The 24737-nt window shown below is 66.5% G+C and carries 24 protein-coding genes and 1 pseudogene; 13 read left to right on the forward strand and 12 right to left on the reverse strand.

Annotation, left to right across the window (positions count from 1 at the left end; all coding sequences use genetic code 11):
* Window positions 1–39: 39 nt before the first annotated feature.
* The 6 genes and pseudogenes from BN948_RS25635 to BN948_RS10170 all read right to left on the reverse strand — a co-directional run.
* Window positions 40–837, reverse strand: coding sequence for an HAD domain-containing protein (locus tag BN948_RS25635; RefSeq protein WP_051756091.1), 798 nt, complete (start codon window positions 835–837; stop codon window positions 40–42).
* Between the two features lie 576 nt (window positions 838–1413).
* Complete coding sequence (locus BN948_RS10145) at window positions 1414–1812, reverse strand: hypothetical protein (RefSeq protein ID WP_009519436.1); 399 nt, start codon at window positions 1810–1812, stop codon at window positions 1414–1416.
* On the reverse strand, window positions 1809–3053 hold the full coding sequence (locus BN948_RS26140) for a site-specific integrase (RefSeq protein WP_202901763.1): 1245 nt from the start codon (window positions 3051–3053) through the stop codon (window positions 1809–1811). The genes BN948_RS10145 and BN948_RS26140 overlap by 4 nt, the downstream gene beginning before the upstream one ends.
* Before the next feature lie 662 nt (window positions 3054–3715).
* Window positions 3716–5398: a phage integrase SAM-like domain-containing protein gene (locus tag BN948_RS10155; RefSeq protein ID WP_035621558.1), complete on the reverse strand. Its 1683-nt coding sequence runs from the start codon at window positions 5396–5398 to the stop codon at window positions 3716–3718.
* Window positions 5398–6558 (reverse strand): tyrosine-type recombinase/integrase, encoded by a 1161-nt coding sequence (locus BN948_RS10160; RefSeq protein ID WP_035621560.1) that lies wholly within the window; start codon window positions 6556–6558, stop codon window positions 5398–5400. The genes BN948_RS10155 and BN948_RS10160 overlap by 1 nt, the downstream gene beginning before the upstream one ends.
* A 386-nt stretch (window positions 6559–6944) precedes the next feature.
* Window positions 6945–7196 (reverse strand): annotated as a pseudogene (locus BN948_RS10170) (magnesium chelatase domain-containing protein); the annotation flags it as partial.
* Between the two features lie 277 nt (window positions 7197–7473).
* On the opposite strand from BN948_RS10170, the gene BN948_RS10175 reads away from it, so the two are divergent.
* From BN948_RS10175 to BN948_RS10205, 7 genes are all read left to right on the forward strand, one after another.
* Window positions 7474–7812, forward strand: a complete 339-nt coding sequence (locus BN948_RS10175) for a P-II family nitrogen regulator (protein ID WP_035621567.1) — start codon at window positions 7474–7476, stop codon at window positions 7810–7812.
* 36 nt (window positions 7813–7848) lie between these two features.
* A complete protein-coding gene (locus tag BN948_RS10180) occupies window positions 7849–9258 on the forward strand; it encodes an ammonium transporter (protein WP_009519433.1) in 1410 nt (469 codons plus the stop codon).
* A gap of 161 nt (window positions 9259–9419) precedes the next feature.
* Entirely contained in the window at window positions 9420–9662 is a 243-nt protein-coding gene (locus BN948_RS10185) for a hypothetical protein (RefSeq protein ID WP_009519432.1), read from the forward strand.
* Between the two features lie 81 nt (window positions 9663–9743).
* A complete protein-coding gene (gene glcE / locus BN948_RS10190) occupies window positions 9744–10901 on the forward strand; it encodes a glycolate oxidase subunit GlcE (protein ID WP_009519431.1) in 1158 nt (385 codons plus the stop codon).
* 1 nt (window position 10902) lies between these two features.
* Window positions 10903–12135: a glycolate oxidase subunit GlcF gene (gene glcF, locus BN948_RS10195; protein WP_009519430.1), complete on the forward strand. Its 1233-nt coding sequence runs from the start codon at window positions 10903–10905 to the stop codon at window positions 12133–12135.
* 6 nt (window positions 12136–12141) lie between these two features.
* Complete coding sequence (locus BN948_RS10200) at window positions 12142–12504, forward strand: CidA/LrgA family protein (RefSeq protein WP_009519429.1); 363 nt, start codon at window positions 12142–12144, stop codon at window positions 12502–12504.
* Window positions 12501–13241, forward strand: coding sequence for an LrgB family protein (locus BN948_RS10205; protein WP_009519428.1), 741 nt, complete (start codon window positions 12501–12503; stop codon window positions 13239–13241). The genes BN948_RS10200 and BN948_RS10205 overlap by 4 nt, the downstream gene beginning before the upstream one ends.
* Before the next feature lie 16 nt (window positions 13242–13257).
* On the opposite strand, the gene BN948_RS10210 is transcribed toward BN948_RS10205, so the two are convergent.
* Window positions 13258–13680 carry a CesT family type III secretion system chaperone gene (locus BN948_RS10210; RefSeq protein WP_009519427.1) on the reverse strand — a complete coding sequence of 141 codons (423 nt, stop codon included), beginning with the start codon at window positions 13678–13680 and terminating at the stop codon, window positions 13258–13260.
* 239 nt (window positions 13681–13919) lie between these two features.
* Here BN948_RS10210 and BN948_RS10215 point away from each other — a divergent pair, with 239 nt between their 5' ends.
* On the forward strand, window positions 13920–14702 hold the full coding sequence (locus BN948_RS10215; protein WP_009519426.1) for a hypothetical protein: 783 nt from the start codon (window positions 13920–13922) through the stop codon (window positions 14700–14702).
* Window positions 14703–14761: 59 nt separating this feature from the next.
* Here the strand turns inward: BN948_RS10215 and BN948_RS10220 are convergent, their stop codons facing one another.
* Window positions 14762–15247 carry a glutathione peroxidase gene (locus BN948_RS10220; protein WP_009519425.1) on the reverse strand — a complete coding sequence of 162 codons (486 nt, stop codon included), beginning with the start codon at window positions 15245–15247 and terminating at the stop codon, window positions 14762–14764.
* Window positions 15248–15420: 173 nt separating this feature from the next.
* Between BN948_RS10220 and BN948_RS10225 the strand changes: the two genes are divergently transcribed.
* On the forward strand, window positions 15421–16701 hold the full coding sequence (locus BN948_RS10225; RefSeq protein WP_009519424.1) for a PleD family two-component system response regulator: 1281 nt from the start codon (window positions 15421–15423) through the stop codon (window positions 16699–16701).
* A 9-nt stretch (window positions 16702–16710) separates the two neighbouring features.
* Here BN948_RS10225 and lplT read toward each other — a convergent pair whose 3' ends face one another.
* The gene (gene lplT / locus BN948_RS10230; protein ID WP_009519423.1) at window positions 16711–17982 is read right to left on the reverse strand and encodes a lysophospholipid transporter LplT; all 1272 of its coding nucleotides are present in this window, start codon (window positions 17980–17982) and stop codon (window positions 16711–16713) included.
* 189 nt (window positions 17983–18171) lie between these two features.
* Between lplT and alr the strand changes: the two genes are divergently transcribed.
* The 4 genes from alr to BN948_RS10250 all read left to right on the forward strand — a co-directional run bounded on the left by alr (window position 18172) and on the right by BN948_RS10250 (window position 21376).
* Window positions 18172–19284 carry an alanine racemase gene (gene alr, locus BN948_RS10235; protein WP_009519422.1) on the forward strand — a complete coding sequence of 371 codons (1113 nt, stop codon included), beginning with the start codon at window positions 18172–18174 and terminating at the stop codon, window positions 19282–19284.
* A 24-nt stretch (window positions 19285–19308) separates the two neighbouring features.
* The gene (locus tag BN948_RS10240) at window positions 19309–20130 is read left to right on the forward strand and encodes an AraC family transcriptional regulator (RefSeq protein WP_009519421.1); all 822 of its coding nucleotides are present in this window, start codon (window positions 19309–19311) and stop codon (window positions 20128–20130) included.
* Window positions 20131–20213: 83 nt separating this feature from the next.
* Window positions 20214–20651 (forward strand): VOC family protein, encoded by a 438-nt coding sequence (locus tag BN948_RS10245; RefSeq protein ID WP_009519420.1) that lies wholly within the window; start codon window positions 20214–20216, stop codon window positions 20649–20651.
* A 92-nt stretch (window positions 20652–20743) separates the two neighbouring features.
* Complete coding sequence (locus tag BN948_RS10250) at window positions 20744–21376, forward strand: DJ-1/PfpI family protein (RefSeq protein WP_009519412.1); 633 nt, start codon at window positions 20744–20746, stop codon at window positions 21374–21376.
* On the opposite strand, the gene BN948_RS10255 is transcribed toward BN948_RS10250, so the two are convergent.
* The 3 genes from BN948_RS10255 to BN948_RS10265 are packed head-to-tail and all read right to left on the reverse strand — an operon-like array spanning window position 21351 to window position 24714.
* Window positions 21351–22892 (reverse strand): ArnT family glycosyltransferase, encoded by a 1542-nt coding sequence (locus BN948_RS10255; protein WP_009519411.1) that lies wholly within the window; start codon window positions 22890–22892, stop codon window positions 21351–21353. The two genes, BN948_RS10250 and BN948_RS10255, sit on opposite strands and share 26 nt — an antisense overlap.
* Window positions 22889–23251: a DMT family transporter gene (locus tag BN948_RS10260; protein WP_009519410.1), complete on the reverse strand. Its 363-nt coding sequence runs from the start codon at window positions 23249–23251 to the stop codon at window positions 22889–22891. Before BN948_RS10260 ends, BN948_RS10255 begins: the two co-directional genes overlap by 4 nt.
* Entirely contained in the window at window positions 23248–24714 is a 1467-nt protein-coding gene (locus BN948_RS10265) for a UbiA family prenyltransferase (RefSeq protein ID WP_009519409.1), read from the reverse strand. The genes BN948_RS10260 and BN948_RS10265 overlap by 4 nt, the downstream gene beginning before the upstream one ends.
* Window positions 24715–24737 lie beyond the last annotated feature (23 nt).

The raw sequence follows: 24737 nt of genomic DNA on the forward strand, positions 1-24737 counted from the left end.
GAAGACCTTACTCAAGGGGTCAAAGTTGGATGAAAAAACTCAGCTCAGAGGGGTCAGATTTACGTGGAAATCAACACTCTGCTTGCGCCCCGTGCGCATGGCCCCGAAGAGGGCGGCACGTTGCCCTGCGCTCATGCCATGGAATCCCTCTTTCCAGTCCGGAGAACTCACATCCTCAGGCTTCATGCCGCGCGCCAGAAGCGTCAGGCCAAGTTCGGCCGCATCGGTGTGGCGCAAGGTCTCTCGCTTGTTGCCGTACGTGATTTCAGCCAGCAGTTCATCACCACTGGCCGTGACGACACAGCACAATTGCAGATGTTCCTGCGCCCGCGCCCCGTGTTCGCGCGCCAGCTTGAGCTCGGGCACTCGCGCCAAGGCCTCGGAGAGACGCTCATCCAGACGCATCAGGTCGTCGAGCTGCAGCCCTTTGCTTCCGTCGACCGGCAGCAGCTGGGGGCAACCAGGTTCGAACAACGCTTGCTCGTCTTCGAGGGCAACCCACTCTTGGCCTGGCGGGCAGTGAGTGCGCATCCATTGCTCGCACTCGCGCTGGCGGACAAACTCCGTGTCCTGCTCTAGAACCGGTGTGCTGCCGACGATCCGAGCGCGCAGATCTTCATCGAAGAGCTCGACGAGGTCCTCGAAATCGAAGACCTCGCGCCAAGAGCTCGAGATGACCACCTCCAGTCGAGGGTGGCGTCGCATCGACTTCTGCAAATGCGGCAAGGCCGTGAACTTCTCGGCGCCTGGGGCACGGCGATGCAGCACGCCATCAACATCCAGGAACAGCGTGACGTCGCCCCTCGGCGAAATTGAAACTGACAATGTCTTGCCCACGTGCGACTCGGTCGTTGATGCGTTCAGAGCGACACAGACTATCGAATCGAGCCTACAAAAACAATGGTGACCATTTATGGGACGAAGCAAGGTGACCGTCTTTGGGAAAGTCGATGGGAGTTGACCCGATCCCGTGGAATAGACTCATTCATTCCTTGCCGAAATCTGCATCTGGCCCGGCCATGGGCTTCGCCTTCTGCATCGCCATTCGCCGCTTAGGCCGTGGGCTTCAAGGGTGGGATGGCCGCACGCTTACTCCGGACAAGATGAGCAAGATCTGGCGCGTTAAGCCGGTCGGAGGCACTGAGCGCAGAGGCAAACATACACAGATGTGCCACGAAGACTGAATCGAAACACCGGTACCTACGAAGTGTGGCTCAAGATGTGGGCGGCAGCGACGACACTCTCGCGCAACTACCCGGTTGGCACGAACATCAGAATCCAGGCGGAGCTGTCAGACCGGTAGCTCAGACACCGGAGCCGCGCCGGCGGCTGGATCTTGGCTGCGGAATCTTGCCCCAGACGTAGTGCGCAAGCAAGCCCTTCGCATGTCGACCGCCGACGTCGGCAGGAGCATCATCGAAGGAGGACTACTCTTCGATCGGCTGCGGTAGCCCTTAGAGTCTTGTTCTTCAGTAGCAGTACCTCGTTGATGCTTGCCAGCTTCGCGATGCGCTCCTCGGCATCGCTGAGATGTTGTCTGAGCTGCCGGTTTCTCTCAAGGGCTTCCTTCAGTTGGCTCTGTTTGAGATCGCGCTGCTGGCGGCTTGACTTCGCGAGCTTCGTCCGGATCACCTCCGCAACGGCTGGGTAGTGATTGTGAATCAGCGCCGGCGTCACGCCGGCCTCACGGGCAACCGCTGAAACGCTCAGCTTCATCGCCTTGGTATGCGAGCGTCCACGCTCGATACGGTAGATGGCCAGGGTCAGTTCCTTCTCGCGCGTCTTGGCGCTCTTGCGCTGCGTGCTGGTCATGCTGGGATGGGCTCCAATGGGTCGAGGCCCAAGGTGGCGAGCACGCTTCGGCAGCGTTCAAGATCGCGCGCGACGCGCTTACGACCTCCTTCGCCGATGTCCACACAGTCCTCAAGAGCCTTGAGTTGTTTGAAGAGGCCAACATGGATCGGGGCATGGCGACGGCTGATCACAGCGTTGTTGCAGCCATCGCCGCACCGGGTCGGATCGATGTCGTTGCCCTCGCAAAGGTTATCGTCTGCAGTGCACCACGCGTGGCCATTGCTGCGGATCGCGGTGCTCGACGCGATGGAGCGGATCATATGCGCATGGTCCTTGAATAGCGTGATGTTCTCTTCCCGATCGCGCCAGGCCACGAGATTGGCGCCGTAGCCACCGGCTAGCGGCTCCGTCTTGCTTAGCCATTCTGCTACAACCCGCTCCTTGATGAGATCGTATTCCTCTTCGATCTCAAGGTAGAGCGCCTGCTCCTGAGATTCGTTAAGACCATATCCAAGTGTCATATCGAGCGACCAGTGCTTGAAATGCTCCTTGAGATAACGCAGGTCTCCGAAGCGGCTGCGGGCCGCATAGTTAGCGAACTTGCGTCGGAACTGATGTGAAGCAAGCCTCCAAGTAGATCCGCATGCCTTCGCGAATCTCTTGAGGTTCACGTTTGTCTGTGTCATCGAAAGAGTCCGAACCTCGTTCTTCTTGATTGAGGCGACCCCGACGAATATGGCGCCGACATGCTCTTGCGCCTCTGCAATGCGTGGATCGGCCGAGTTGGCAGCTCGGAGCTCTTCGATCTGCGCCGCGAGCCGAGCTTGAAGGGGCGCGGCCCATCGATCCATGATCCGAAGCGCTGTCACTGCGACCTCTGGGATCATCCATTCGGTCGCTCCTACGTCAGTCTTCGTAGAAGTTGATCGCATCCACCAATAGCGCTCTCCGTGATCATCGATCGTGCTGTATGTCGCATTCGATCGAAGGAAGGCAAGCTCATGATTGCGGCAACCGCTCAAGCCGGCCACAACGACATAACAGGCCGTCCGAACGTCGATTAGGGCCGTCTCCAGCGCGCCAAACCCCTCTGACCAACCAAGCTTGCGAAGCACTCGATTCGTTCGGTCCGTAACCCTTCCACCGCGTCCGCGATATTGCGGCTTAGCTATCTCGTCCCTTATGTCGAGAAGTTGCCCAGCGGATTCGACGATGCTCCAGGCCTTCTGAAAAAAAACCTCAAAGACCTCGTCGCTCATGAGCGGTGTCGTATTTCCGGTACTGCGGCGCGACTTCTTTTCCCACGCTATCTGATGCGCCGAAGTATCGGGCCAAGGATGTTGAAGCATGCGGTCGTCCGTAAACTGGCTGAGCTCATAGATCAGCTCGACCGCGGCCAGTCGGTGGCGAATTGTTGCCCGGGACAACCCGGCACCGGACGTCGAGCTCGACGTTTTTCCCCTTCCGCCTCTTCCTCCCCTAGATTTGCTTTTAGTCAAACATGCTTGCTTGTACGACGAGCACACTAGGGGGGTGATCCCAGCCAAGTTCCTGACCCCCAAATCAAAGGCGTGTTGCAGGAAATGTGCGAGGTACCTGAAAGCTGATACCACGGTTGCCGCTGCGGGAGGTTTGCGCCCCGGGCGACCTCTGCGCTTGAGCCGATACATCGCGGCCTTAACCGTCGCACGGAATGGCTCTGGGATTGCTGCGTAGTCCATCGCCGTTTGGTTCTTGGTCGTATTCGTTGGGGATCCCGTAGTCCACCAAACATCGTCGCCATACCTGCTGATGACTACCCAAACTCCGTCGACCTCCCGCATCGAAACTATCAGCGCATCACGATTCTCGTTGCTTAGCCCTTTGACGGACGTCGGTTGCCCGAGCATTTGCACTCGATGATCCAAGATCTGAACTGCTGTCATGACGTTCCTGCAAGGTCAGCGATGATCGTGTCGCCTCGCCAAAAGGGGTGAGGGTCGACTCGCGCGCGCTCCCGCTCTCTGTCGACTATCGACTCCACGAAGACCCCACGTGCAAGTCCAATTGCGACTACATCTCGTTCGATCAGCCGCACGATATGCGCGAACTGTCGCCTCCAGCGTTCAGGAGCAATGCGCGCGCGCTCGCGAAGCACGCGCCAGTAGAAGCTGAAGAGGCGATACAGATCGTCGCCAGTGACGACGTAGTTGCGACAGCGCAAGCAATTCAGAAAGCTCATGCACACGCTGCCGTTCTTCTTCGGCGCGTAATCACCATGCTTGTTGTCGGAACACCGGCCGACGGGCGTTCGCTCGGTTGCCCCAAGGGTGTTCGTCAAGAGCTCCTGTACTAGGGCCGATCCCATGAACTTCCAATTTCTTTGGCTATCTTCTCCGGGCTGCAGGTAGTTGGCCATCGTGACGTTCACGGTGTCGCCTGCAGCAATGGCCGTAGACGCGACGTCACCGTCCAAGATTTCATAGATCCGATTCACAAACGTCTTGCGCAATCGACTAACGTTGATACGCATGGGCTTGCCATCTGCGTCCAGCAGATTGAATCGCTTCACAAGGAGGCGTACTGCACGCGACAAAGTCTCCTCGGTTAAGACACTTACTGCGCCGGCATGGCCTACCCCTCGCGACCCTGTTCGCATGCGATAGAGCCATACGCGGTCTTCAAACCCCTCAGGAGCTTCGTTCCTCAACCGGTCTGAGAGTTCGATAACTCTTCTGACCAACGCAGCTACCGTTGGGCGCACGGTCGGCAGGGATTCGACTACCTGATGTTCCGTCTTGATGGCCGCTTTACTCGTCGAATGCCCGCGGCGTTTGTAGAGCACAAGGAATAGGGTATCGGCCTTCGGATGTGAGCGCAGGCAATCGGGCTTCATCTCCAAAAGGGGCCACGTGTTCCGACCGGTGTGGAGGGCGATGATTAGTAGCGCGTAGGCTAGCAACTCAGAGGTGGGCTCGATGTCGTTGGAGAAGATCGGCATCACAGCCTCCTTTACCGCCCTCGAGAAAGCGGTTCGATCTGCCTTTGACAGAGGGCGCGCCGTCTTGTGATTGTTATGCACGCCAGGAAAAGGATTGCGGGGAAAGGTGGCGTTGTCGCCTGCGTGAATCTCATGTATCAAGCCGCGATTGCATAGGGCCCTGAGAACGGCTTTGAGCGCGTTATAGGTGCTCTTCTGCGTAGATGTTTCAGTGCCCGCGTCACGCAGGAACTCCAAGTAGCCATCAATGACCTGGCGGTTGATGTCCGCCAGGGCCAGATCTCGGTCCGTGGCGACCGTGAGAAACGTGAGATAGCGGAAGAACGTCCTCAAACCCCGGACGCAGTAGGTCTGTACCGTTGCCTCGGTCACCTCGCTGTCCTGATCGTCCAAGAACCGCGCAATTTGCATGTGGCATGCGTAGACAACCTGATCGATTCTTGTGCCATACCACTCGCGAAAATCAAACCGATCAGTGCCGATACCGATTGTGGAGAACGTCACCACTGTGTTGGCCGGTGGGATCTCTCCTGAAGGCACCACGATGATCCCTGACGGGGACCGGAAGTGCTCGACACGGGGGATGCTGAGGTCCGTCTTTATGAAAACTTTGCGCTTGGTCATCAGGGTTGGGTCCCGTTCGCCCAGTCGTTGAGTTCGTCGTCGTACGCCAGCACGGCATCATCGGCCAGTTCGTTAACCAGATGAAGATAGATCATGGTTGTGTTGATCGATGCATGGCCGAGTTGCTTTTGTAGGAAGACCAAGGGCTCGATCCGGTTATCCCCGCGGTGCCTCTGCATCGCCACCAAGGTATGTGTCGCATACGTGTGGCGCAGCATGTGAGGATGCGTCTTGATCTTGGCCCGCTCTCCAACCTTGCGCACCATCGCCTCAATGCCCTGGCCATCAGCCGCCCAAGTCAGTCCCTCTTGGTTCAAGAACAAAGGCGCCTGCGTTTCACCGGTAAGAGAAGCCCTCTCGCCTCGCCAATGGACGGCATAGTGGTGGAGAGCTTCCATTAGCCGTCGGCTGACGATAATGGTCCGTTTGACGCTCCCCTTGGTCTTCATGCCGGATCCGTCCTGCGGATCGAGAACTACTCTGACGTTTCGCTCACTGGTGCTCCTGCGGCGTGGGTCGAAGACGTACGCGAGAGGAAAGGTGGCAAGCTCTTCTCGGCGCAGGCCGCTCTGGAGTGCCATGCGAATGATCATGTGATGGTGAGGGTTGCTTGCCGCCGCCAGAAGTGATTTGGTCTGGTCCTTGGTCAGGAACTTAGGCAGCGTCTTATGCATTCGGGGCATCACGGATCGCACACTCTTGGTGCCTCCAGACGCATTCAAGTGCTGCAGGAATCCACCGGGCCGACGGATGCCTCGCCGTTCCTCTATTCGAAACGGAAGCGTGCTGATCCAGCTCTCCCGCTGCGCGAACTCATAGAACTCGCAGATGTACATAAGGCGCTGCCGGACCGTGTTGCGCGAGAGCTTCGCGACTTCGAAGCAATAGTCACGGTAGGCGGCGACCAATGTCTTGTCCTCACCGCGGTCGACGTCGTTCCAGCGAAGCTCGTGAGCCTCCAGGAACGAGAAATAGTCGTACAGGGCCCGTCCGGTGGACGGCCAGGACTTCTGCGAGCCTATGCTTCCCCTGGACAGGTAGTAGCGCAGGAATTCATTGGCCTCCCAGCAACTGCCCATGTCCTCCCAGAGCAAGATTGGGAAGCCTGGTCTCGGCCGACCTGCCAGCTTGAAGTCTTCCGTCGCATAGATCAGGTGCATCAGAGCCCTTTGCTGCGTAAAAGCTGGGCTGCTTGCTTGAAGCCGACGCCATGGAGGTGCATCGCGAGGTCGAGTGCACCACCGCCGCCTCGGTTGGCTCTGGTGTCCCAAAACTTCGAACCCGTACAGAGTAGCTCGAACTCTCGCGACCCGGCGTTGATGTGCCACCTGATTGACACTTGACCCGATCGGGGCACGAAAGAGGCGTCCTGCTTCGCATAGTTCGCGAGGGACGCCAGCACGTCGACGCTTGGGAGAGCTCGCCACCTCTCCAGTTCAATGTTATCCACAGACCTCCGACCCACAGGTTCCCTCCCTGACCCCTCCCGCTACTCGTCTCTACGAGACTCCTGGAAAACGGAAAGAATCTAACAGTTCTTAGACCGTAAAACGAATCGGCCGGAGTCCTTGGGCAGGTCGGCCGGCGCCAGGTTCACGGTGATGCGCTGGCTGTGGGGAAACTCCAGCCCGCTGTTGACGATGGCCGCGCGCACGCGCTCGCGCGCCTCCTTCACCTCGGTGTCGGCCAGGCCCACCAGCGTGAAGCTGGGCAGGCCGTTGGCCAGGTGAACTTCCACGCTCACGGGCCGGGCGGCCAGCCCCTGCAGCGCGCGACTGTGCACGTGGGCCAGCGCCATGCGGTTTCTCCCTGATTCGGTGCATGGCCGCCGGCGGCGGCCATGGGGCCGGCGATTCTGCGGTGGCGCCGAGTTCGACACCGGTGGGGGTGTCGGCGCCCCGGATGGCCCCGATGTGGCGCATATTGCACCTGTTTGGTGCTGAATGGCCCGACGCAGGTGCCTGCGGCCGCGCGTGGCCTCATCGTGGTGCCACCTGACGCCTGAACGGCGCGCCCGGTTGGCACACAAGCTGCTACTGCTGAGACCGGATCAACCAACCCTGGAGGGGATCGTCGTGAAAATGGTTTCAGCCGTCATCAAGCCGTTCAAGCTGGACGAAGTGCGCGAGGCACTGTCCGGTGTGGGCGTGCAAGGCATCACCGTCACCGAGGTCAAAGGCTTCGGTCGGCAGAAGGGGCACACCGAGCTCTACCGCGGTGCGGAGTACGTGGTCGACTTCCTGCCCAAGGTCAAGATCGAAGCGGCCGTCGCGGACGAGCTGGTCGAGCGCGTCATCGAGGCGATCGAAGGTGCCGCGCGCACCGGAAAGATCGGCGACGGAAAGATCTTCGTCTCCCCCCTCGAGCAAGTGGTCCGCATCCGCACCGGCGAGACCGGCAACGAGGCGATCTGACCCGGCCATCCCCAGAACCCCAACCGAGCAATCCAAATGAAGAAATTCCTGGCTTCCCTGTTGCTGGGCCTCGGCCTGGCGATCGGCGGTGGCGCAGCCATCGCACAGACGACCACCGAAACGCCCCCGGCCGCCACCGCGCCCGCCGCCGCCATGCCAGCGGCTGACGCGCCTGCCGCCGCTGCGCCGGCTGCCGCTGAAGAAGCGCCGAAGGAAACCGTCGACAAGGGCGACGTCGCCTGGATGATGGTGTCCACCATCCTCGTGCTGCTGATGGTCGTGCCCGGCCTGGCGCTGTTCTACGGCGGCTTGGTGCGCAGCAAGAACATGCTGTCCGTGCTGATGCAGGTGATGGTGGTGTTCTCCCTGATCGGCGTGCTGTGGGCCATCTACGGCTACAGCCTGGCCTTCGGCGGTGAGGGCCTGATCATCGGCAACCTCGACAAGCTGTTCCTGATGGGCGTGACGGCCGATTCGCTGGCCGCCACCTTCACGCCCGGCGTGATGATCCCCGAGTACATCTTCATCGCCTTCCAGTGCACCTTCGCGGGCATCACCTGCGCGCTGATCGTGGGCTCCTTCGCCGAGCGCATCAAGTTCGGCTCGGTGCTGCTGTTCTGCGCCCTGTGGTTCACCTTCAGCTACCTGCCGATCGCCCACATGGTCTGGGGCGCGGGCGGCTACCTGTTCGACAAGGGCGCGCTGGACTTCGCCGGTGGCACCGTGGTGCACATCAACGCCGGCATGGCCGGTCTGGTGGGCGCTTACGTGCTGGGCAAGCGCATCGGCTATGGCAAGGAAGCCCTGACCCCGCACAGCCTGACGCTGACGATGGTGGGTGCCTCGCTGCTGTGGGTGGGCTGGTTCGGCTTCAATGCCGGTTCCAACCTGGAAGCCAACGGTGGTGCGGGCCTGGCCTTCATCAACACCCTGTTCGCCACCGCCGCCGCCGTGCTGGCCTGGTGCATCGGTGAAGCACTGAGCAAGGGCAAGGCCTCCATGCTGGGCGCCGCCTCGGGCGCTGTGGCCGGCCTGGTGGCCATTACCCCGGCCTGCGGCACGGTGGGCCCCATGGGCTCCATCATCATTGGCCTGGTCGCCGGCTTCCTCTGCCTGTGGGGCGTCAACGGCCTCAAGAAGATGCTGGGTGCGGACGACTCGCTCGACGTGTTCGGCGTGCACGGCGTGGGCGGCATCGTCGGCGCGCTGCTGACCGGTGTGTTCTCTGCCGGCACGCTCGGCGGTGTCAAGGGCGACGACTACTCCATCGGCAGCCAGCTGGTGATCCAGGCCGAGGGCGTGCTCATCACGGTCGTCTGGTCCGCCGTCGTGGCCTTCATCTGCTACAAGATCGTGGACATGGTCATGGGCCTGCGCGTGAGCGAAGAAGCCGAGCGCGAAGGCCTGGACATCACCTCGCACGGCGAGACGGCGTACCACCGCTGATCCCCGTTCCCACCGGCTGGCGACCGCCTTCGCCAGCCGGTGAGTGCACCGCCCGCGGCGCTTCGCGCGCCGCGGGCTTTTTTGTGTGCGTTTACTCCCGGGGGCAGGGCGGGCGCGCGGGTCCTAGCATCGCCGCCCGAACCAGCAACAGGAGAGGGAGCATGGGGTTGAACATCGTTCGTGGCCTTGTCGTGGCGGTGGTCTTGCTGAACGCAAACGCTGCCTTGGCCGCCAAGGCGGCCAAGGCCGAGGGGTCGCCCCCCTCGGGGCGGCGTTTGCCCAGCAAGGTGACCTTCCACAAGTCGCCGTCCGAAGAGAGCCGGGCCGAACGCGCGCAGCGGCTCAAACGCGAATGCAAGGGCCGGCCCGATGCCGGAGCCTGCCTGGGGTTCGCCACGCGCTGAGCCGGGGGCGCTGGCGGCTTTGCAGCCGCGCGTGCAAAAAATTCAAGGCCCGCGCGGTGAGCGGCCGCTACTATCGCCGCCATGCCCGCGCCCCACGTTGCGTCGTCCGCAGAGCCGGCTTTCGTTCCGGCCAGTGACCACCCCGCTGAACTCATCGACCGGGTGCGCGCCGCCGCGGCCGCGCGCACGCCGCTGCGCCTGGTGGGTGGCGGCACCAAGGCGTTCGTGCACGCGCCCGTGGCGGGCGCGCCGCTCGACCTGCGCGCCCACAGCGGCATCCTGAACCACGAGCCCAGCGAACTCGTGGTCACCGTTCGAGCCGGCACGCCGCTGGCCGAGTTGGAGGCCGCCTTGGCGGAACATGGCCAGTGCCTGCCCTTCGAGCCGCCGCGTTTCGGCGCGGGTGGCACGGTGGGTGGCGCCGTGGCCAGTGGCCTGGCCGGGCCTGCGCGCGCCAGCGTGGGCGGCGCGCGCGACTACGTGCTCGGCGCGCGCCTTGTCAACGGGCGCGGCGAGCTTCTCACTTTCGGCGGACAGGTCATGAAGAACGTCGCCGGCTACGACGTGAGCCGCGCGCTCGCGGGCAGTTGGGGTGCCTTGGGCCTCATCACCGAACTCAGCCTCAAGGTGCTGCCCGTGGCGCCAGCCGAGGCCACGCTGGTGTTCGAGGTCGATCAGTTCAACGCGCTGGAGCGCCTGCACCGCTGGGGTGGGCAGCCCTTGCCCATCAACGCGAGTCGCTGGCTGCGCGACACCGGTGCGGGCAAGGAGCGCCTGTTTCTGCGCCTGCGCGGCGCCGCCGCGGCGGTGGAGGCCGCGTGCGAGCGCCTGCTCGCCGAGGCATCGGGCGCGCGACTGAACGACGCCCAGGCCGCCACCGACTGGACCGCCTGCCGCGACCAGCGCCTGCCCTTCTTCACCGACGCGCCTTCGCCGGACCACGGCCTGTGGCGCGTGTCCGTGCCGCAGACCGCCGCACCGCTGCTGGCCGAGTGGCCGCAGCTCATCGAATGGCAGGGCGCCCAGCGCTGGCTGTGGGCGCCCGTGGTGGCGGTCGAGGCGATCCGCACCGCTGCGCGTGGCGCTGGCGGTCACGCGCAACTCTTTCGCGCACCGGCCTCGGGCGATGCGGGCGAGCCGCGCGCGGACGTGCCCAGCCCCGCGCTGCGCGCCGTGATGCGCCGCCTGCGCGAGGCCTTCGACCCGCACGGCGTTTTCCAGGCCCCGGCCCTGTTCTGACATGCAGACCCAGCTCGCCCCCGAGTTCCAGGGCACCGCGCACGGCCGCGAGGCCGAGGCCATCCTGCGCAAGTGCGTGCACTGCGGCTTCTGCACCGCCACCTGCCCCACCTACCAGTTGCTGGGCGATGAGCTCGACGGCCCGCGCGGACGCATCTACCTCATCAAGCAGGTGCTGGAAGGCGCCACGCCCACGCGCAAGACGCAACAGCACCTGGACCGCTGCCTCACCTGCCGCAACTGCGAGAGCACCTGTCCCAGCGGCGTGCAGTACGGACACCTCGTCGACATCGGCCGCGCCGTTGTCGAAGAGAAGGTGCCGCGCCCCACGGGCGAGCGCGCCGTGCGCTGGCTGCTCAAGGAAGGTCTCACCTCGCCGCTGTTCGGCCCCGCCATGAAGCTCGGCCAGGCGGTGCGCGGCCTGCTGCCCGCGGCCCTCAAGGCCAAAGTGCCTGCGCCGCAGTCGGCGGGCGAATGGCCCACGCGCTCGCACCCGCGCAAGGTGCTCATGCTCGCGGGCTGCGTGCAGCCGGCCATGGCGCCCAACATCAACACAGCCACCGCGCGCGTGCTCGACGTGGCCGGCATCCAGGCGATCGTGGCCCCCGAGGCCGGCTGCTGCGGCGCGGTGAAGTTCCACCTCAACGACCACGGTGGCGGCCTCGCGCAAATGCGCGCCAACATCGACGCCTGGTGGCCCTTCGTGGAACAGGGCGCCGAGGCCATCGTGATGAACGCCTCGGGCTGCGGCGTGATGGTGAAAGACTACGGCCACGCGCTGCGCGACGACTCCGATTACGCCGACAAGGCCGCGCGCATCGCCGCGCTCACGCGCGACCTGTCGGAACTGCTGCCCGAGTTGGTGCCCGCGCTGAAACCGAAACTCGCGCACCTGCCCGACGCGCAGCGCGTGGTGGCCTACCACCCGCCCTGCACGCAGCAGCACGGCCAACAACTGCGCGGCGGCGTGGAGCGCGGGTTGGGCGAGCTCGGCTTCACCGTGCAACTGGCACGCAACGAGGCGCACCTGTGCTGCGGCTCGGCCGGCACCTACTCGGTGCTCGAGCCCGAGATTGCCTACGAGCTGCGCGACCGCAAGCTCGGCTATCTCGGCGAACTCAAGCCCGCCGTCATTGCCAGCGCCAACATCGGTTGCATCACGCACCTGCAGAGCGGCACCGGCACGCCCGTGCGGCACTGGGTCGAACTGCTCGACGACGCGCTGCGCACCTGAGCCCGCATGATCCCCGCGCTGGCCACCCTGCTCGTGTTCCAGTTGCTGGGCGAGGTGATCGTGCTCGCCACGGACGCGCCGGTGCCCGGGCCGGTGGTGGGCCTGGCCCTGCTGCTGGCCACGCTGGCGCTGCGCCCGGCCTGGCTCGACGCCATCAAGCCCACCGCGCAGGGCCTGCTGCAGCACCTCTCGCTGCTGTTCGTGCCAGCCGGCGTGGGCGTCATGCAGCACCTGCAGCGCCTGGGCGACGAGGCCCTGGCCATCGGCGTGGCGCTGGTGGTGAGCACGCTCGTGGGCCTGGCGGTGTCGGCCTGGACGATGGTCTGGTTGATGCGTCGTCAGGCGCGCCGCGAAGGCGGGTCGCCATGAACGCCGAGACACCGCGCCGCCTGATCGACATCTGGGTCTACCTCGCGGCCACGCCGCTGCTGGGCCTCACGCTCACGCTGATCGTCTACCACGCGGCCTTCGTGCTGTACCGGCGCAGCGGTTTTCACCCGCTGGCCAACCCGGTGCCGCCCACCGTGCTGTTGCTGGCCACGCTGCTGTGGGCCACCGGCACGCCTTATGCCACCTACTTCGAGGGCGCGCAGTTCGTGCACTTCCTGCTGGGCCCCGTCACCGTGGCACTGGCGGTGCCGCTGTTCGAACAGTTGCACCGCCTGCGCCGCCTGGCGCTGCCACTGCTCGCCGCGCTGGTGGCCGGCGCCTTGGCGGCCGCAGCCACCGCCATCGTGGTGGCCTGGGCGCTGGGGGCCTCCGCCGCCACCATGGCCTCGCTCGCGCCCAAGTCTGTCACCATGCCGGTGGCCATGGGCATCAGCGAAAAGATCGGTGGCCTGCCCTCGCTCACGGCCGTGCTCGTCATGGCCACGGGCGTGCTCGGCGCGGTGGGCGGGCGCTTCCTGTTCGACGCGCTGCGCATCCACGAGCCCGCGGTGCGCGGCTTCGCGCTGGGCACCATCGCGCACGGCATCGGCACCGCGCGGGCGTTTCAGGAGAGTGAAGAAGCGGGGGCCTTCGCGGGACTGGCGATGGGGTTGAGCGCCTTGCTCAATGCCTTGGTGCTGCCCTCGCTGGCGGGGGCGATGCTGGGCTGGCTGTAAGGCTTCAGTTGCTGCATCAAGGGCGTTCCACGCCCGTCAAAACCCTGCGGTACAGCTCGTTGGCGATGCCCGCGTAGTGCTGCAACTGCGCGGCCAGTTCGCCTTCATGGAAGGGCTCATGCCGCTCGTTCAGGCGCACGCGCAGCACCAGGTGCCGACTATCGCGCTCCAGGCCGATCACCTCGCCCAGGCTGGCGTCCAGACTCAGGTTGATGGCCAGTACTTCTTCCATTAACGCCTGGGGGTTCGCGGCGGAACCCATCGCGCCGAGGTCGACGTAGCAGTAGATGCCTTCCGGGTCCTCGTCGTCGTTGTGAAAAACGCCGAGCTTCACACCGTCGATGCGTGTGTCCCTCGATTCAAAGAGTGCGTCGATGTCCTTGTAGTCAAGCAGGCGTGAGGCGCCTCGACACAGCTCGCGGAATTGGCCTGGGGTCATGGGAGGGTATCCGTTGGATACCGCGTGGGCTACGCGGTACGGCGTGGGTAACGCGGTGATGGTCTTGGTTCTCAGCCCAGGCACTGCGCCACCTCGACCTTCGGGATGCCCGGGAACGGTGAGTGGGGGCCGGTGACTCAGCACAGCTTGCCGCCGCCCTCCGCTCGTGTTCATCGAGTTGCCGTGGCGCCTTCCAGGCACTTCCCCTCACACCCCATTGGACGAAAGGAATCCCCGCCGTGATCAAGAACATCGACACCCGGTACACCAAAGCCCTCAGAAAAGAATCGTGGATCAAAGGGGCGCTGCGCGACGCGGGGGATGTCGCGCACAACGTCGTGTGCGTGGGCCTCGGCAATGCGTTGGTGGTGGCGCCGGCGAGACTGGTGCATGACACCTTTCACCTCGACGGCGACCACATGAAGTGGATCAGGCCCTTGCATCGCCAACGAATGGACGCACGCAAGAAGATTCCCCACTTGGCGATGGAGCGCCACTACGCGGATCAGGTGGCACAGGAGAAGAGAGAGGCGGCTTACGCGGACCGGCAAATCGAGGAGAGCAGGAAACCTCTCAAACAAAAAAGGGTTGAGGCGGAGGCTCGGGTGTTCGATCGCATCGCTTCGGCATGGAGCAGCGGCGAAACGCAGCCCTCCGCCGTTCTGAACCAGTGCGCCATGGCCGGTCTGCAGGAGCTGCTGGATGCCGGCACCATCACACAGGACGAATTCAACGCAGTCCAGGTGAACGGTCAACCTGGCATCTTCCCTGCAGTGGGGGGTAGGCGGCAGCAGGGGGAGATGCATCTGCCGGGCTACTACGAGACCGACAACCGGGACAAGCTCGACGTATGCAAGGCGGCCGTTGCGAGGCAGTGCATCGCCAGTCATCTAGTCACCGAAAAGATGCTCGATGACGCCAACTACCCGAAGGATGAGCGGGGCGCGTATCTTTTTCCGGATGCTGGCCAAGAGCAATTCGAGAGTTCAAGCACCCGCTCATCCAGTGGTGTGGAGATCTGACCGCGGACCGTGTGCGGGGGCAGTGCATGCCGGCCCCGCAGCCGCACGGCGCAGGTGACTCACCCCGCCAGCGCCGCCTCGATGTCCCCCGCCAGCTTCGCCGGCGCGTCCTGCGGCGCGTAGCGCTTGATCACCTGCCCGTCCTTGCCGACCAGGAACTTGGTGAAGTTCCACTTGATGGCTTTGCTGCCCAGCAGGCCCGGGGCTTCGGCCGTGAGCCAGCGGTACAGCGGGTGGGCCTCGGCGCCGTTGACGTCGATCTTGGCCATCATCGGGAAGCTCACGCCGTAATTGAGCTGGCAGAAACCGGCAATCTCCTCGTTGCTGCCCGGGTCCTGCGATCCGAACTGGTTGCAGGGGAAACCCAGCACCGCGAGGCCGCGCGGGCCATAGGTCTTGTGCAGCTCTTCCAGCCCCGCGAACTGGGGCGTGAAGCCGCAGGCGCTGGCGGTGTTGACGATGAGCATCACCTGGCCCCTGTAGTGGCTCAGGGGCGCGGGCTGACCGTTGATGGTCTGGGCTTCGAAGTCGTAGACGCTGGACATGACGTGGGCTCCTGAACGGGTTCCTGGGTGGGCGCGCAGTGTCTGGCGCGCGACAGAATCTTCACATGGCGGCACGAGCGGCGCCGCATTCCCCACCCAAAACCCCGGTGGCACGCCATACTGCGCCGGCCCCCAAAGGGTTTCAAAACGTGTCGTGGGGCGTGGAGCGGGTAATGGAGGCTGCCTACACCGTGGCGCTCGTGGGGTTCTCCCAGAGCGAAAGCGCCACCTTCGAATCGTTCTTCCGGCTCGCCGCGCGGCGGCCACCGGCCTATCGGGTGCAAGAGGAGGTGCTCGACGCGCAGTTGTTGCTCGTCAACGCCGATAACGCGCAGGCCGTGGCCTTGGTGCGCAACGCCACCTTGCCCGGGCGGGTGCTGTTGATCGGCGCGCACGACGCCGACACCGGCTGGCCGGTGGAGCGCAAGCCGGTGCGCCTGGTCTCCTTGCTGGGTTCGCTGGACGCCCTCGTGGGCCTGCGCACGGCGCGCGCGGCGGCGGCCATGGCGGCACCGCTGTCGCCGGGTGTTGCGGACACCGAGCCCTTCAAGGCCTCTCAACTGCACGGCCTGCAGGCCAGCATGCGCCTGGCCAGCGGCAAGCCGCAGCCGATCGCGCCCCTGCCGCCCTCGGCCCGCGCGCGGCGCCGTTCTCCCGAAACCGAGTTCCCGCCCACGCGGCCCATGACGCGCGAAGAGGCGCTGGCCATGATCGCGCGCGCGGCGGGCATGGCGGTCGAGTCGGGCGCGCCGGCAGACGCGGGGCAGGGCGTTGCCCTGTCCGCGGCGGCGGGGGCCGTCGGCAACTGGCCCGCGCCCCTGCCATCCGCCGCGCCGGCTCCGGCCCGGCCGCCCGAAGCGCCCGCGCCAGCCCAGGCAGCCCCCGCCACGGCCCGCGCCGGTACGGTCAGCATCCCCCTGCGCGGCGCCACCGACTTCGCCGACCTCGAGGACCTGCTCAACGTCGCGCCGCCGGCGCCGCGCGCGCGCAACTCCCGCCTGCCCTCCCGCCTGCGCCAGGGCGACGCGTCCGTGCCCGAGGTGGCGCGTGGCGACGCCTTGCTGGTCGGGCAGAGCCTGGTGGAGGGCCGCATCCTGCTCAAGCGCTTCCGCAAGTACGAGTTGTCGATGGACTGGTGCCGCGAGCCCGCGCAGGTGCAGGCCATGCTCAAGGCGCACCCGTACCGCCTGGTCGTCATCGACCGCCTGAGTGGCGAGCCCGACGCTTTCCAGGTGTGCCGCTGGGCCAAGCAGGCCAAGGGCCCCAAGGGTGCGGCCACGGTGATCCTGTTCGCGCCCAGCGCGGGCAGCATGGAGCGCATGAAGGCCGGCCTGGCCGGCGCTGACGCCTATCTCTCGCGCTCGGTGAGCGAGGCCGACCTGTACAAGGTGCTCGCGCAGCACCGGCTGGTGAGCCTCAACGGCTTCGCGCCGACCAACGTCGGCAGTTTCTGAGCGCGGCGCTCAGCCGTGCAAGTCGTCGCGGCGGGCGATCTCGAGCAAGCGTTCGATCTCGTGCCCGTGCACGCGCTGGTTGCGCTTGTGCCACCAGCCGATGAGGGCCATGGTGCCGGCCACCAGCAGGCCGAAGGCCGTGATGGCCGCGAAGGCCGACAGCCCCGCGCCGGTGGACGCCGTGTAGAGCGCGCCCAGGCCCAGGATGCAGGCCTGCTCATTGAAGTTCTGCACCGCGATGGAGCGGCCCGCGCCCATGAGGTTGTGGCCCCGGTGCTGCAGCAGCGCGTTCATGGGCACCACCAGGAAGCCGCCCAGGCCGCCCAGCAGCACCAGGAAGGGCGCGGCCAGCCAGACGTTGTCGATGAAGTTCATCAGCACCACCAGCAGGCCCATGGCGACGCCCAGGGGGATGACCTTGGTGGCCTGGTCGAGCCGCATGCGCATGGAAGCCACGACCGCCCCCTCGGCCGTGCCCAGCGCCACCACGCCCACCAGCGCCGACGCCTTAGAGGTGCTGTAACCCAGCGCCACCGCGGCCCAGGCCAGCACGATGTAGCGCAGGTTGCCACTGACACCCCAGAACAGCGTGGTGGTGGACAGCGAGATCTGGCCCAGGTGGTCGCGCCAGAGGCGCATGTTGCAGGTCCAGAAGTCGGGCAGCAGCACCAGCGGGTTGCGTGGCATGGGGCGCGGCGTCACGCCGGTGAGCGGGATGCGCAGGTTGAACACCGCGGCGATCACGTAGAGGCCTACCAGCATGGCGATGGCGGCGTCGGGGCCGTGGTGGATGCCGGGAATGCGCAGCTCGACGAGCCAGGCCGACATCGTGGGCCCCACGAGCTGGCCGCCCAGCAGCACGCCCAGGATGATGGAGGCGATGGTGAGGCCCTCGATCCAGCCATTGGCCTTGACCAGTTGCGAGGGCGGCAGCAGCTCGGTGAGGATGCCGTACTTGGCCGGCGAGTACGACGCCGCGCCCAGGCCCACCAGGGTGTAGGCCAGCAGTGGGTGCACGCCCACCAACATCAGCAGGCAGCCCACCACCTTGATGGCGTTGCTGATGAACATGACCTGGCCCTTGGGACGCGCGTCGGCAAAAGCGCCCACGAAGGGCGCCAGCAGCACGTAGAACAGCGCGAACATGGGCACCAGCGCCGCGCTTTGCCATTCGTGCGCGTTGCGCTGGCGCAGCAGTTCGATGGCGGCGACGAACAGCGCGTTGTCAGCCAGCGAGCTGAAGAACTGCGCCGTCATGATGGTGTAGAAGCCGCGCTTCATGGCGATGAATCGGTGTGCTTGGCTGCCAGGATGAAGCGCCCCACGGACGGAAGCCTCACTCGTTTGTGCGACAGTTCGGGGCTTGTCTCCAGTGAGGTGGCGCGGGTTATAGCACGCGCGTGCGGCAGCGCCACCGGTACGCCACCCCGTTGCTCGGTCCGGGCAGCGCCGCTTGACAATTCTCACGCCATGCCCCGCCCCATCCTGGCCACCGTGCACACCGGCGCCCTGCGCCACAACCTCGACATCGCGCGTGAGCGCGCGCCTGACGCCCGCGTGTGGGCCGTCGTCAAGGCCAATGCCTATGGTCACGGCATCGAGCGCGCATACGAGGGCCTGCGCGGCGCTGACGGCTTCGCGCTGCTCGACTTCGACGAGGCCGAGCGCCTGCGCGCGCTCGACTGGCGCGGCCCCATCCTGCTGCTGGAAGGCGCCTTCGAGGCGCGCGACCTGGAGTTGTGCTCGCGCCTGAACCTGTGGCACACGGTGCACTGCACCGAGCAGATCGACTGGCTGGCTGCGCACAAGACGCAGCAGCCCCACAAGGTGTTTCTCAAGCTCAACAGCGGCATGAACCGCCTGGGCTTCACGCCCACGGCCTACCGTGCGGCCTGGGCGCGGCTCAATGCGCTGCCGCAGGTCGAGGAGATCGGCCACATGACGCATTTCAGCGACGCCGATGGCCCGCGCGGTATCGCGCACCAGGTGGCGCTGTTCGAGCAAGCCACCGACGATCTGCCCGGTGAGCGCACGCTGGCCAACAGCGCGGCCATCCTGCGCCACGCGCGCGGGGCCCTGCGCGGGGCGGGCTCGCTCGCGGCCGACTGGGTGCGCGAGGGCATCGCGCTCTATGGCAGCGCGCCCGATTTCCCCGAACACAGCGCCGCACACTGGGGCCTGCTACCCACCATGACGCTGTCCACGCGCGTGATCGGTGTGCAGCAACTGCAGACTGGCGACACCGTGGGCTATGGCTCCACGTTCACCGCCAGCGAGGCGATGCGCATCGGCGTCATCGCCTGCGGCTACGCCGACGGCTACCCGCGCCACGCCCCCAGCGGCACGCCGGTGCTGGTGGATGGCGTGCGCACGCGCACCCTGGGCCGCGTAAGCATGGACATGATCACCGTGGACCTCACGCCGGTGCCCAGCGCCGGCATCGGCAGCGAGGTGGTGCTGTGGGGCCGCGCTGGCAACGGCGCCCAGTTGCCGGTGGACGAGGTCGCTCACGCGGCCGGCACCATCGCCTACGAATCGCTGTGCGCGGTGGCGCCGCGCGTGCGCTTCGAGGTGGGTGAATGACGGCGCCCAACGACTGAAGTTCGCATGAACCGGCGCCGCGCACCCCACCCGTTGCTGCGCCCCTTCGTGCGCGAGGTCTGGAGTTGCGCGGCCGAACCCGTGGGCGAGTCGCAGGCGCGCATCGAGCGCCTGCTGCCCAGCGGCTTCATGCACCTGGTGCTGCGGCTCGACGAGTCGCCCGTGCGCCTGCTGCGCTCACCCGACGACGCGCAGGGCGATGCCCTGGCGAACGCCGTGCTCGCGGGCGCGCGCACCGCGCCCTACCTCAAGCGCCTGCACGCGCGCTCGGCCAGCGTGGGGGCCACGCTGTTGCCGGGCGCTGCGCAGTGGCTGTTCGGGCTGGACGCGGACGCCATCGCCGGCCGCCACGTGCCGCTGGAGGCCCTGCTGGGGGCCGAGGCCCGGCATCTGCGAGCGCGGCTGGTGGAGGCCGCGACCGTGGACGCGCGACTCGCTCTGTTCGAGGCCTGGCTGCTCGCGCGTCGCCCGCCGGTGCCGGGGCAGGCCAGTGCGCTGGCGCGGCTGCTGGGGCAATCGCCCTCGGTGGGTGCGGCCGTGCGCGCCAGCGGCTTGAGCCACCGCCGCTTCGAACTGCAATTCCGTCAGGCCTCCGGACTCAACCCGAAGGCCTGGCTGCGCGTGCGCCGCTTCCAGGCGGCGGTGAAGGCGCTCGCGGCCCGCGAAGCCCTCCCACCCGCCGAGCTGGCGAACACGCTGGGCTACAGCGACCAGTCGCACTTCATCCGTGAGTTCCGCGCCATGGCCGGCCTCACGCCCGGGCGCTTTCGCGCGCTCGCGCCCGACGAGCCCAATCACCTGCCGCTGGTACCGCCCAGCCGGGGCTGAGCCGGTGGCGCGAACAATTTCTTCTATACGCCACGCGCCGCAGCCGGCACAGTGCGCCTCATCGTTTCACCGGGAGTTGCCCCATGCGCATCGACGAAGCCTACGCCTACCTCTGCGTGCACGACACCAACGCCGCCATCGACTTCTACGGCAAAGCCTTCGGCGCCACCGAGAAATTTCGCCTGGTCGAACCCTCCGGCCGCATCGGCCACGCCGAACTCGCCTTCGGACCCCACACCGTGATGCTGTGCGACGAATTCCCCGAGGTCGGCATCCGCAGTGCCAGCAGCCTGGGGGCCACGCCGGTCACCATCCACCTGCACGTGGACGATGCCGACGCCATGCTCGCCCAGGCCGTGGCCGCCGGCGCCACGCTGGAGCGAGAGGCCAGCGACGCCTTCTACGGCGAGCGCAGTGGTGTGGTGCGTTGCCCCTTCGGCCACCGCTGGCTGCTCGGGCACTCCATAGAGGACGTGACGCCCGAGGAGATGCAGCGGCGCTACACGGCGCTGTTCGACTGAGTGCGCGTGGCCCCTGGCGCGGCGCCGCCAGCGGCCCCTTCGCGCGCGCCGTGGCGCCCTAGCATGGCCTGCCCCCCACGGACATCGCCGCCATGCACATCGCCATCCTCACCTTCGACGGCTTCAACGAACTCGACTCCCTGATCGCGCTCGGCATCCTCAATCGCATCAAGCGGCCCGATTGGCGCGTCTCCATCGCCTGCCCGGCGCCGCGCGTGCGCTCCATGAACGGCGTGGTGATGGAGGCCCAGGCGGACCTGCGGGCGGTCAGCGCTGCCGACGCGGTGATCGTCGGCAGCGGCATCAAGACCCGCGAGGTGGTGGCCGATGCCGAACTGATGGCGCAACTGCAACTCGACCCGTCGCGCCAGTTGCTGGGGGCGCAATGCTCGGGCACCCTGGTGCTGGCGAAGCTGGGCCTGCTGGGCGACGTGCCCGCCTGCACCGACCTCACGACGAAACCCTGGGTCGAGGAGGCTGGCGTGCGCGTGCTGGAACAGCCTTTCGTGGCGCACGGCAACGTGGCCACGGCGGGTGGCTGCCTGGCCTCCCAGTACCTCGCGGCCTGGCTCATCGCACGCCTGGTGGACGAGGAGGCCGCGCGCGGCGCCCTGCACTACGTGGCGCCGGTGGGCGAGAAAGAGCCGTACGTGGAACGCGCAATGGCCAACATCGCGCCGTTCCTCGGTGAAACTGCGCTCACCGCCCCGGCGAGCATTCCTTGAAGCCGTAGCGCTCGCAGAACGGGTTGCCCAGCACGGGCAGCCAGCGCGGGATGTCGTGGAAATCGCGCGCCACGGCCGCGAGCACGTTTTCGCGGTAGGGCGCGAAGCGGAAGCCCTCGCCATCGACGAACCAGAACTGCGCGCCATCCACCACGAAGGCCTGCTTGCTCACGCGCTCGAAGTAGGGTGCGTACACAGAGAGGTCCGGCTCGTCGTACTGGAACACGCGGACCGGCTGGCCGTCGTAGCGGCGGAAGTCGACGATCTGGTCGTCCTGCCGCGCGTGGTGGCGGCCGGGGCCGAACACCGGCACGTACTGCCCGTGGCGGAAGGCCAGCATGGCCGCCGGGTTGTAGGCGTGCGCCATGAGCGTGCCGTTGGCGGGCAGGCCCTGGCGCAACGCGGCCACCACGCCGGGGTTGTCGCGCAGGAACACGATGCGGTCGGCCCACTTGGTTGTGGCCCACCACGACACGGGGCTCAGCACCACCGCCAGCACCACCACCAGGTGCGGCAGCGACAGCGCGACCGTGTAGCCCAGCAGCCGGCGCAGGGGGCGCACGTCGCAGCGCAGGCCGGCCCACACGGCGAACACCGGCACGAAGCCCAGCACCCAGTGCAGGCCGATGGTGCGGCGCGTGGCCAGCAGCGCGAACACCACGAAGGGGAAAATCAACAGCACCGCGAGCGTGGTGCGCGTGGTCGCGCGCACGCCTTCGGGCACCCGCGAGCGCGCGGCGCGCCACAGCCACCACGGCGTCACCAGGTACAGCGCCATGCCCACGTAGGTGAGGAAGGTCTCGATGGACCATTCCGATGCCTCGTTGCGGTTGAAGACGTTGAACATCACGTGGCTCCAGCCGTGCGTGGCGTTCAGGTAGAGGTTGGCGGCGATGGCCGGCAAGGCGGCCACGAAGACCAGCAGCGGCGCCCACCATCGCTCGCGTCGCCAGCCCCAGGCGTGGGCCGCGTAGGCGAAGCCCAGCAGCGCCGCGAAATATTTGCCGAAGAAGGCCGCGCCCAGCAAGGCGCCGCTGAACAGGTACCAGCCCGTGCCGCGTTCGCTGGTGTCCGCTCGAACATAGGCCCAGAACGACAGCGCCATGAACAGGATCAGCGGCGTGTCGGTGGTCACCAGCACGAACAGCCAGCTCCACGGCAGCGCCAGGTACACCGCCCCGGCGAGCCAGGCCTGGGCCTCGCGTTCTTCGGGCAGCAGGCGGCGCAGCAGGTCCACCACCAGCAGGGCGATGGCGCTGGTCACCAGCAGCGTGACGCTGCGCAGCACCAGGGGCACGTCGCCGCCGATGGTGCGCAGCAGCGCGATCAGCCAACCCACCAGTGGCGGGTGGTCCGAGTAGTGCAAGGCCGGGTGCGCGCCCCATTGGTAGAAAAAGGCCTCGTCGCCGGTGAAGGGGAACACCGCGGCCAGGAACAGCTTGAGCAGCAGCGTCAGGCCAAAGGCCAGCCAGAAGACGCGGCGTGCGGCCGCGAGGGAGTTGCTGTCGGCTTTCACAGGCGGGTTTCCAGGGCCAGCAGGCTCACGCCGACCACGATCAAGGTGCAGCCCGCCACGCGCAGCCACGAGAACGGCTCGCCCAACCACAGCACGCCCAGCAGCATGGTGACGACAAAGCCCAGGCTCACCAGCGGGTAGGCCAGGGACACGTCCAGCCGCGACAGCACCCACAGCCACAGCACCGCGCTGGCGCCGTAGAGCATCAGGCCCAGCCAGACCATGGGGCTGGTGAAGGCGTGCGCGTAGGTGCCGGCCACATCGGCGCCGCCGGGGCCCAGGCCGCGCTTCATGGCGAGCTGGGCCGCCGAGGACATGAGCACGCAAACCAGCGCGAGCAGCAGGGCAAGGGTTTTCATAGATGGGGTTGCCAGCCGATGGTGGCGGCCACGCCGATGCCGCCCATGATGAGCAGCGTGGCCCAACTGAAGGGGTCCTTCAATGCGAAGGCCAGTGGGTCTTCGCCGTAGAGCTCGCGCCGGCCGGTCTTGAACCAGATGCGCATCACCCACAGCAACAGCACCGGCGCGGCGGCCCACAGCCAGTCGGGTTGGCCGTAGAGCGCGCGGCTGTTGGGCGAGTCGATGTAGAGCGTGAGCACCAGCACCGACATGAAGCCGCTGGTCATGCCCATGGTGCGCAGGGTGGCCAGGTCGCGCGGCTGGTAACCGCGGCCGGGCGCGGGCGCGTGGTGGGCTTCCACCGCTTCTTCCAGCTCGGCGCAGCGCTTCACCAGCGCCAGGCTCAGGAACAGGAAGATGGAGATGGCCAGCAGCCAGTTGGACAGGTCGACGTGCCCCGCCAACGCGCCAGCACCAATGCGCAGCGTGTACAGCGTGGCCAGCAGCAGTACGTCGAACAGCGGGATGCGCTTCCAGCGCAGCGAGTAGCCCAGCGTGAGCGCGGTGTAGAGCAGCAGCGCGGCAGTGAATGCGCCGCCTACCCAGACGGCCAGCGCGAAGGCGGTGAGGATCATGCCCATGCCGATGGCCACGGCGGACGCGATGCCCATGGTGCCCGCCGCCAGCGGCCGCAGGCGCTTGAGGCGGTGCGCGCGGTCGTTGGGCAGGTCCAGCAGGTCGTTGACGAGGTAGGTGGCCGAGGCGCAGAGCCCGAAGGCGACGAAGGCCACGAACAGCGTGAACCACAGCGAGGGGATGGTGGTGTGCGCGGCCAGCAGTGGAACGAACAGCAGGCCGTTCTTGGACCACTGCTTGAGGCGAATCGCGCGCAGCACGGTCTTGAGGGTCAGTGGCTGGTGCTCGAACACCTGCGCGGGCGCGTGGGTGGCCTGCAGGCGCCGCAGCACGCCGGCTGGTGCGTTCACCGCCACAGCCTGTGCGCTGCCGGCCCACACGTCCAGGTCGTCCGCGCTGTTGCCGGCGTAGGCCCAGCGCTCGTGGCCGAGGGCGCGCGCGTGCGCGGCGATGGCCTCGCGCTTGTTGGCGCGGCTCAGGTTGGGGCCACCGTCCTCGGTGGCCAGCACGGCGCTGAACACGCCCAGGTGGTCGGCCACGCGCCGCGCGATGCGCGCGTCGGCTGCGGTGGCCAGCACCAGCGTGCGGCCGCGGGCGTGTTCGCTGCGCAGGAAGCCGATGAAGTCGGCGCGCCAGGGCAACTGCTCGGGCTCCGGCAGCACGGCGTCGGCCAGCGCGCGCTTGAAGCCGGCCTTGCCGCGCGGCAGCCAGCCCACCATGCGCAGCAGGTTCATGGGGTGGCGGCGCGCGAATAGCACGACGGACTCGTGCAGGGTGTCGCTCGGCGTGAGCGAGCCGTCGAGGTCCACGTAGAGCGGACAGTCGTCCAGGGGCGGGTTGTTCATCGGGCCTGTGCTGCGGGTCTCGG

This window comes from Hydrogenophaga intermedia (assembly GCF_000723405.1).
Classification (GTDB): domain Bacteria; phylum Pseudomonadota; class Gammaproteobacteria; order Burkholderiales; family Burkholderiaceae_C; genus Hydrogenophaga; species Hydrogenophaga intermedia.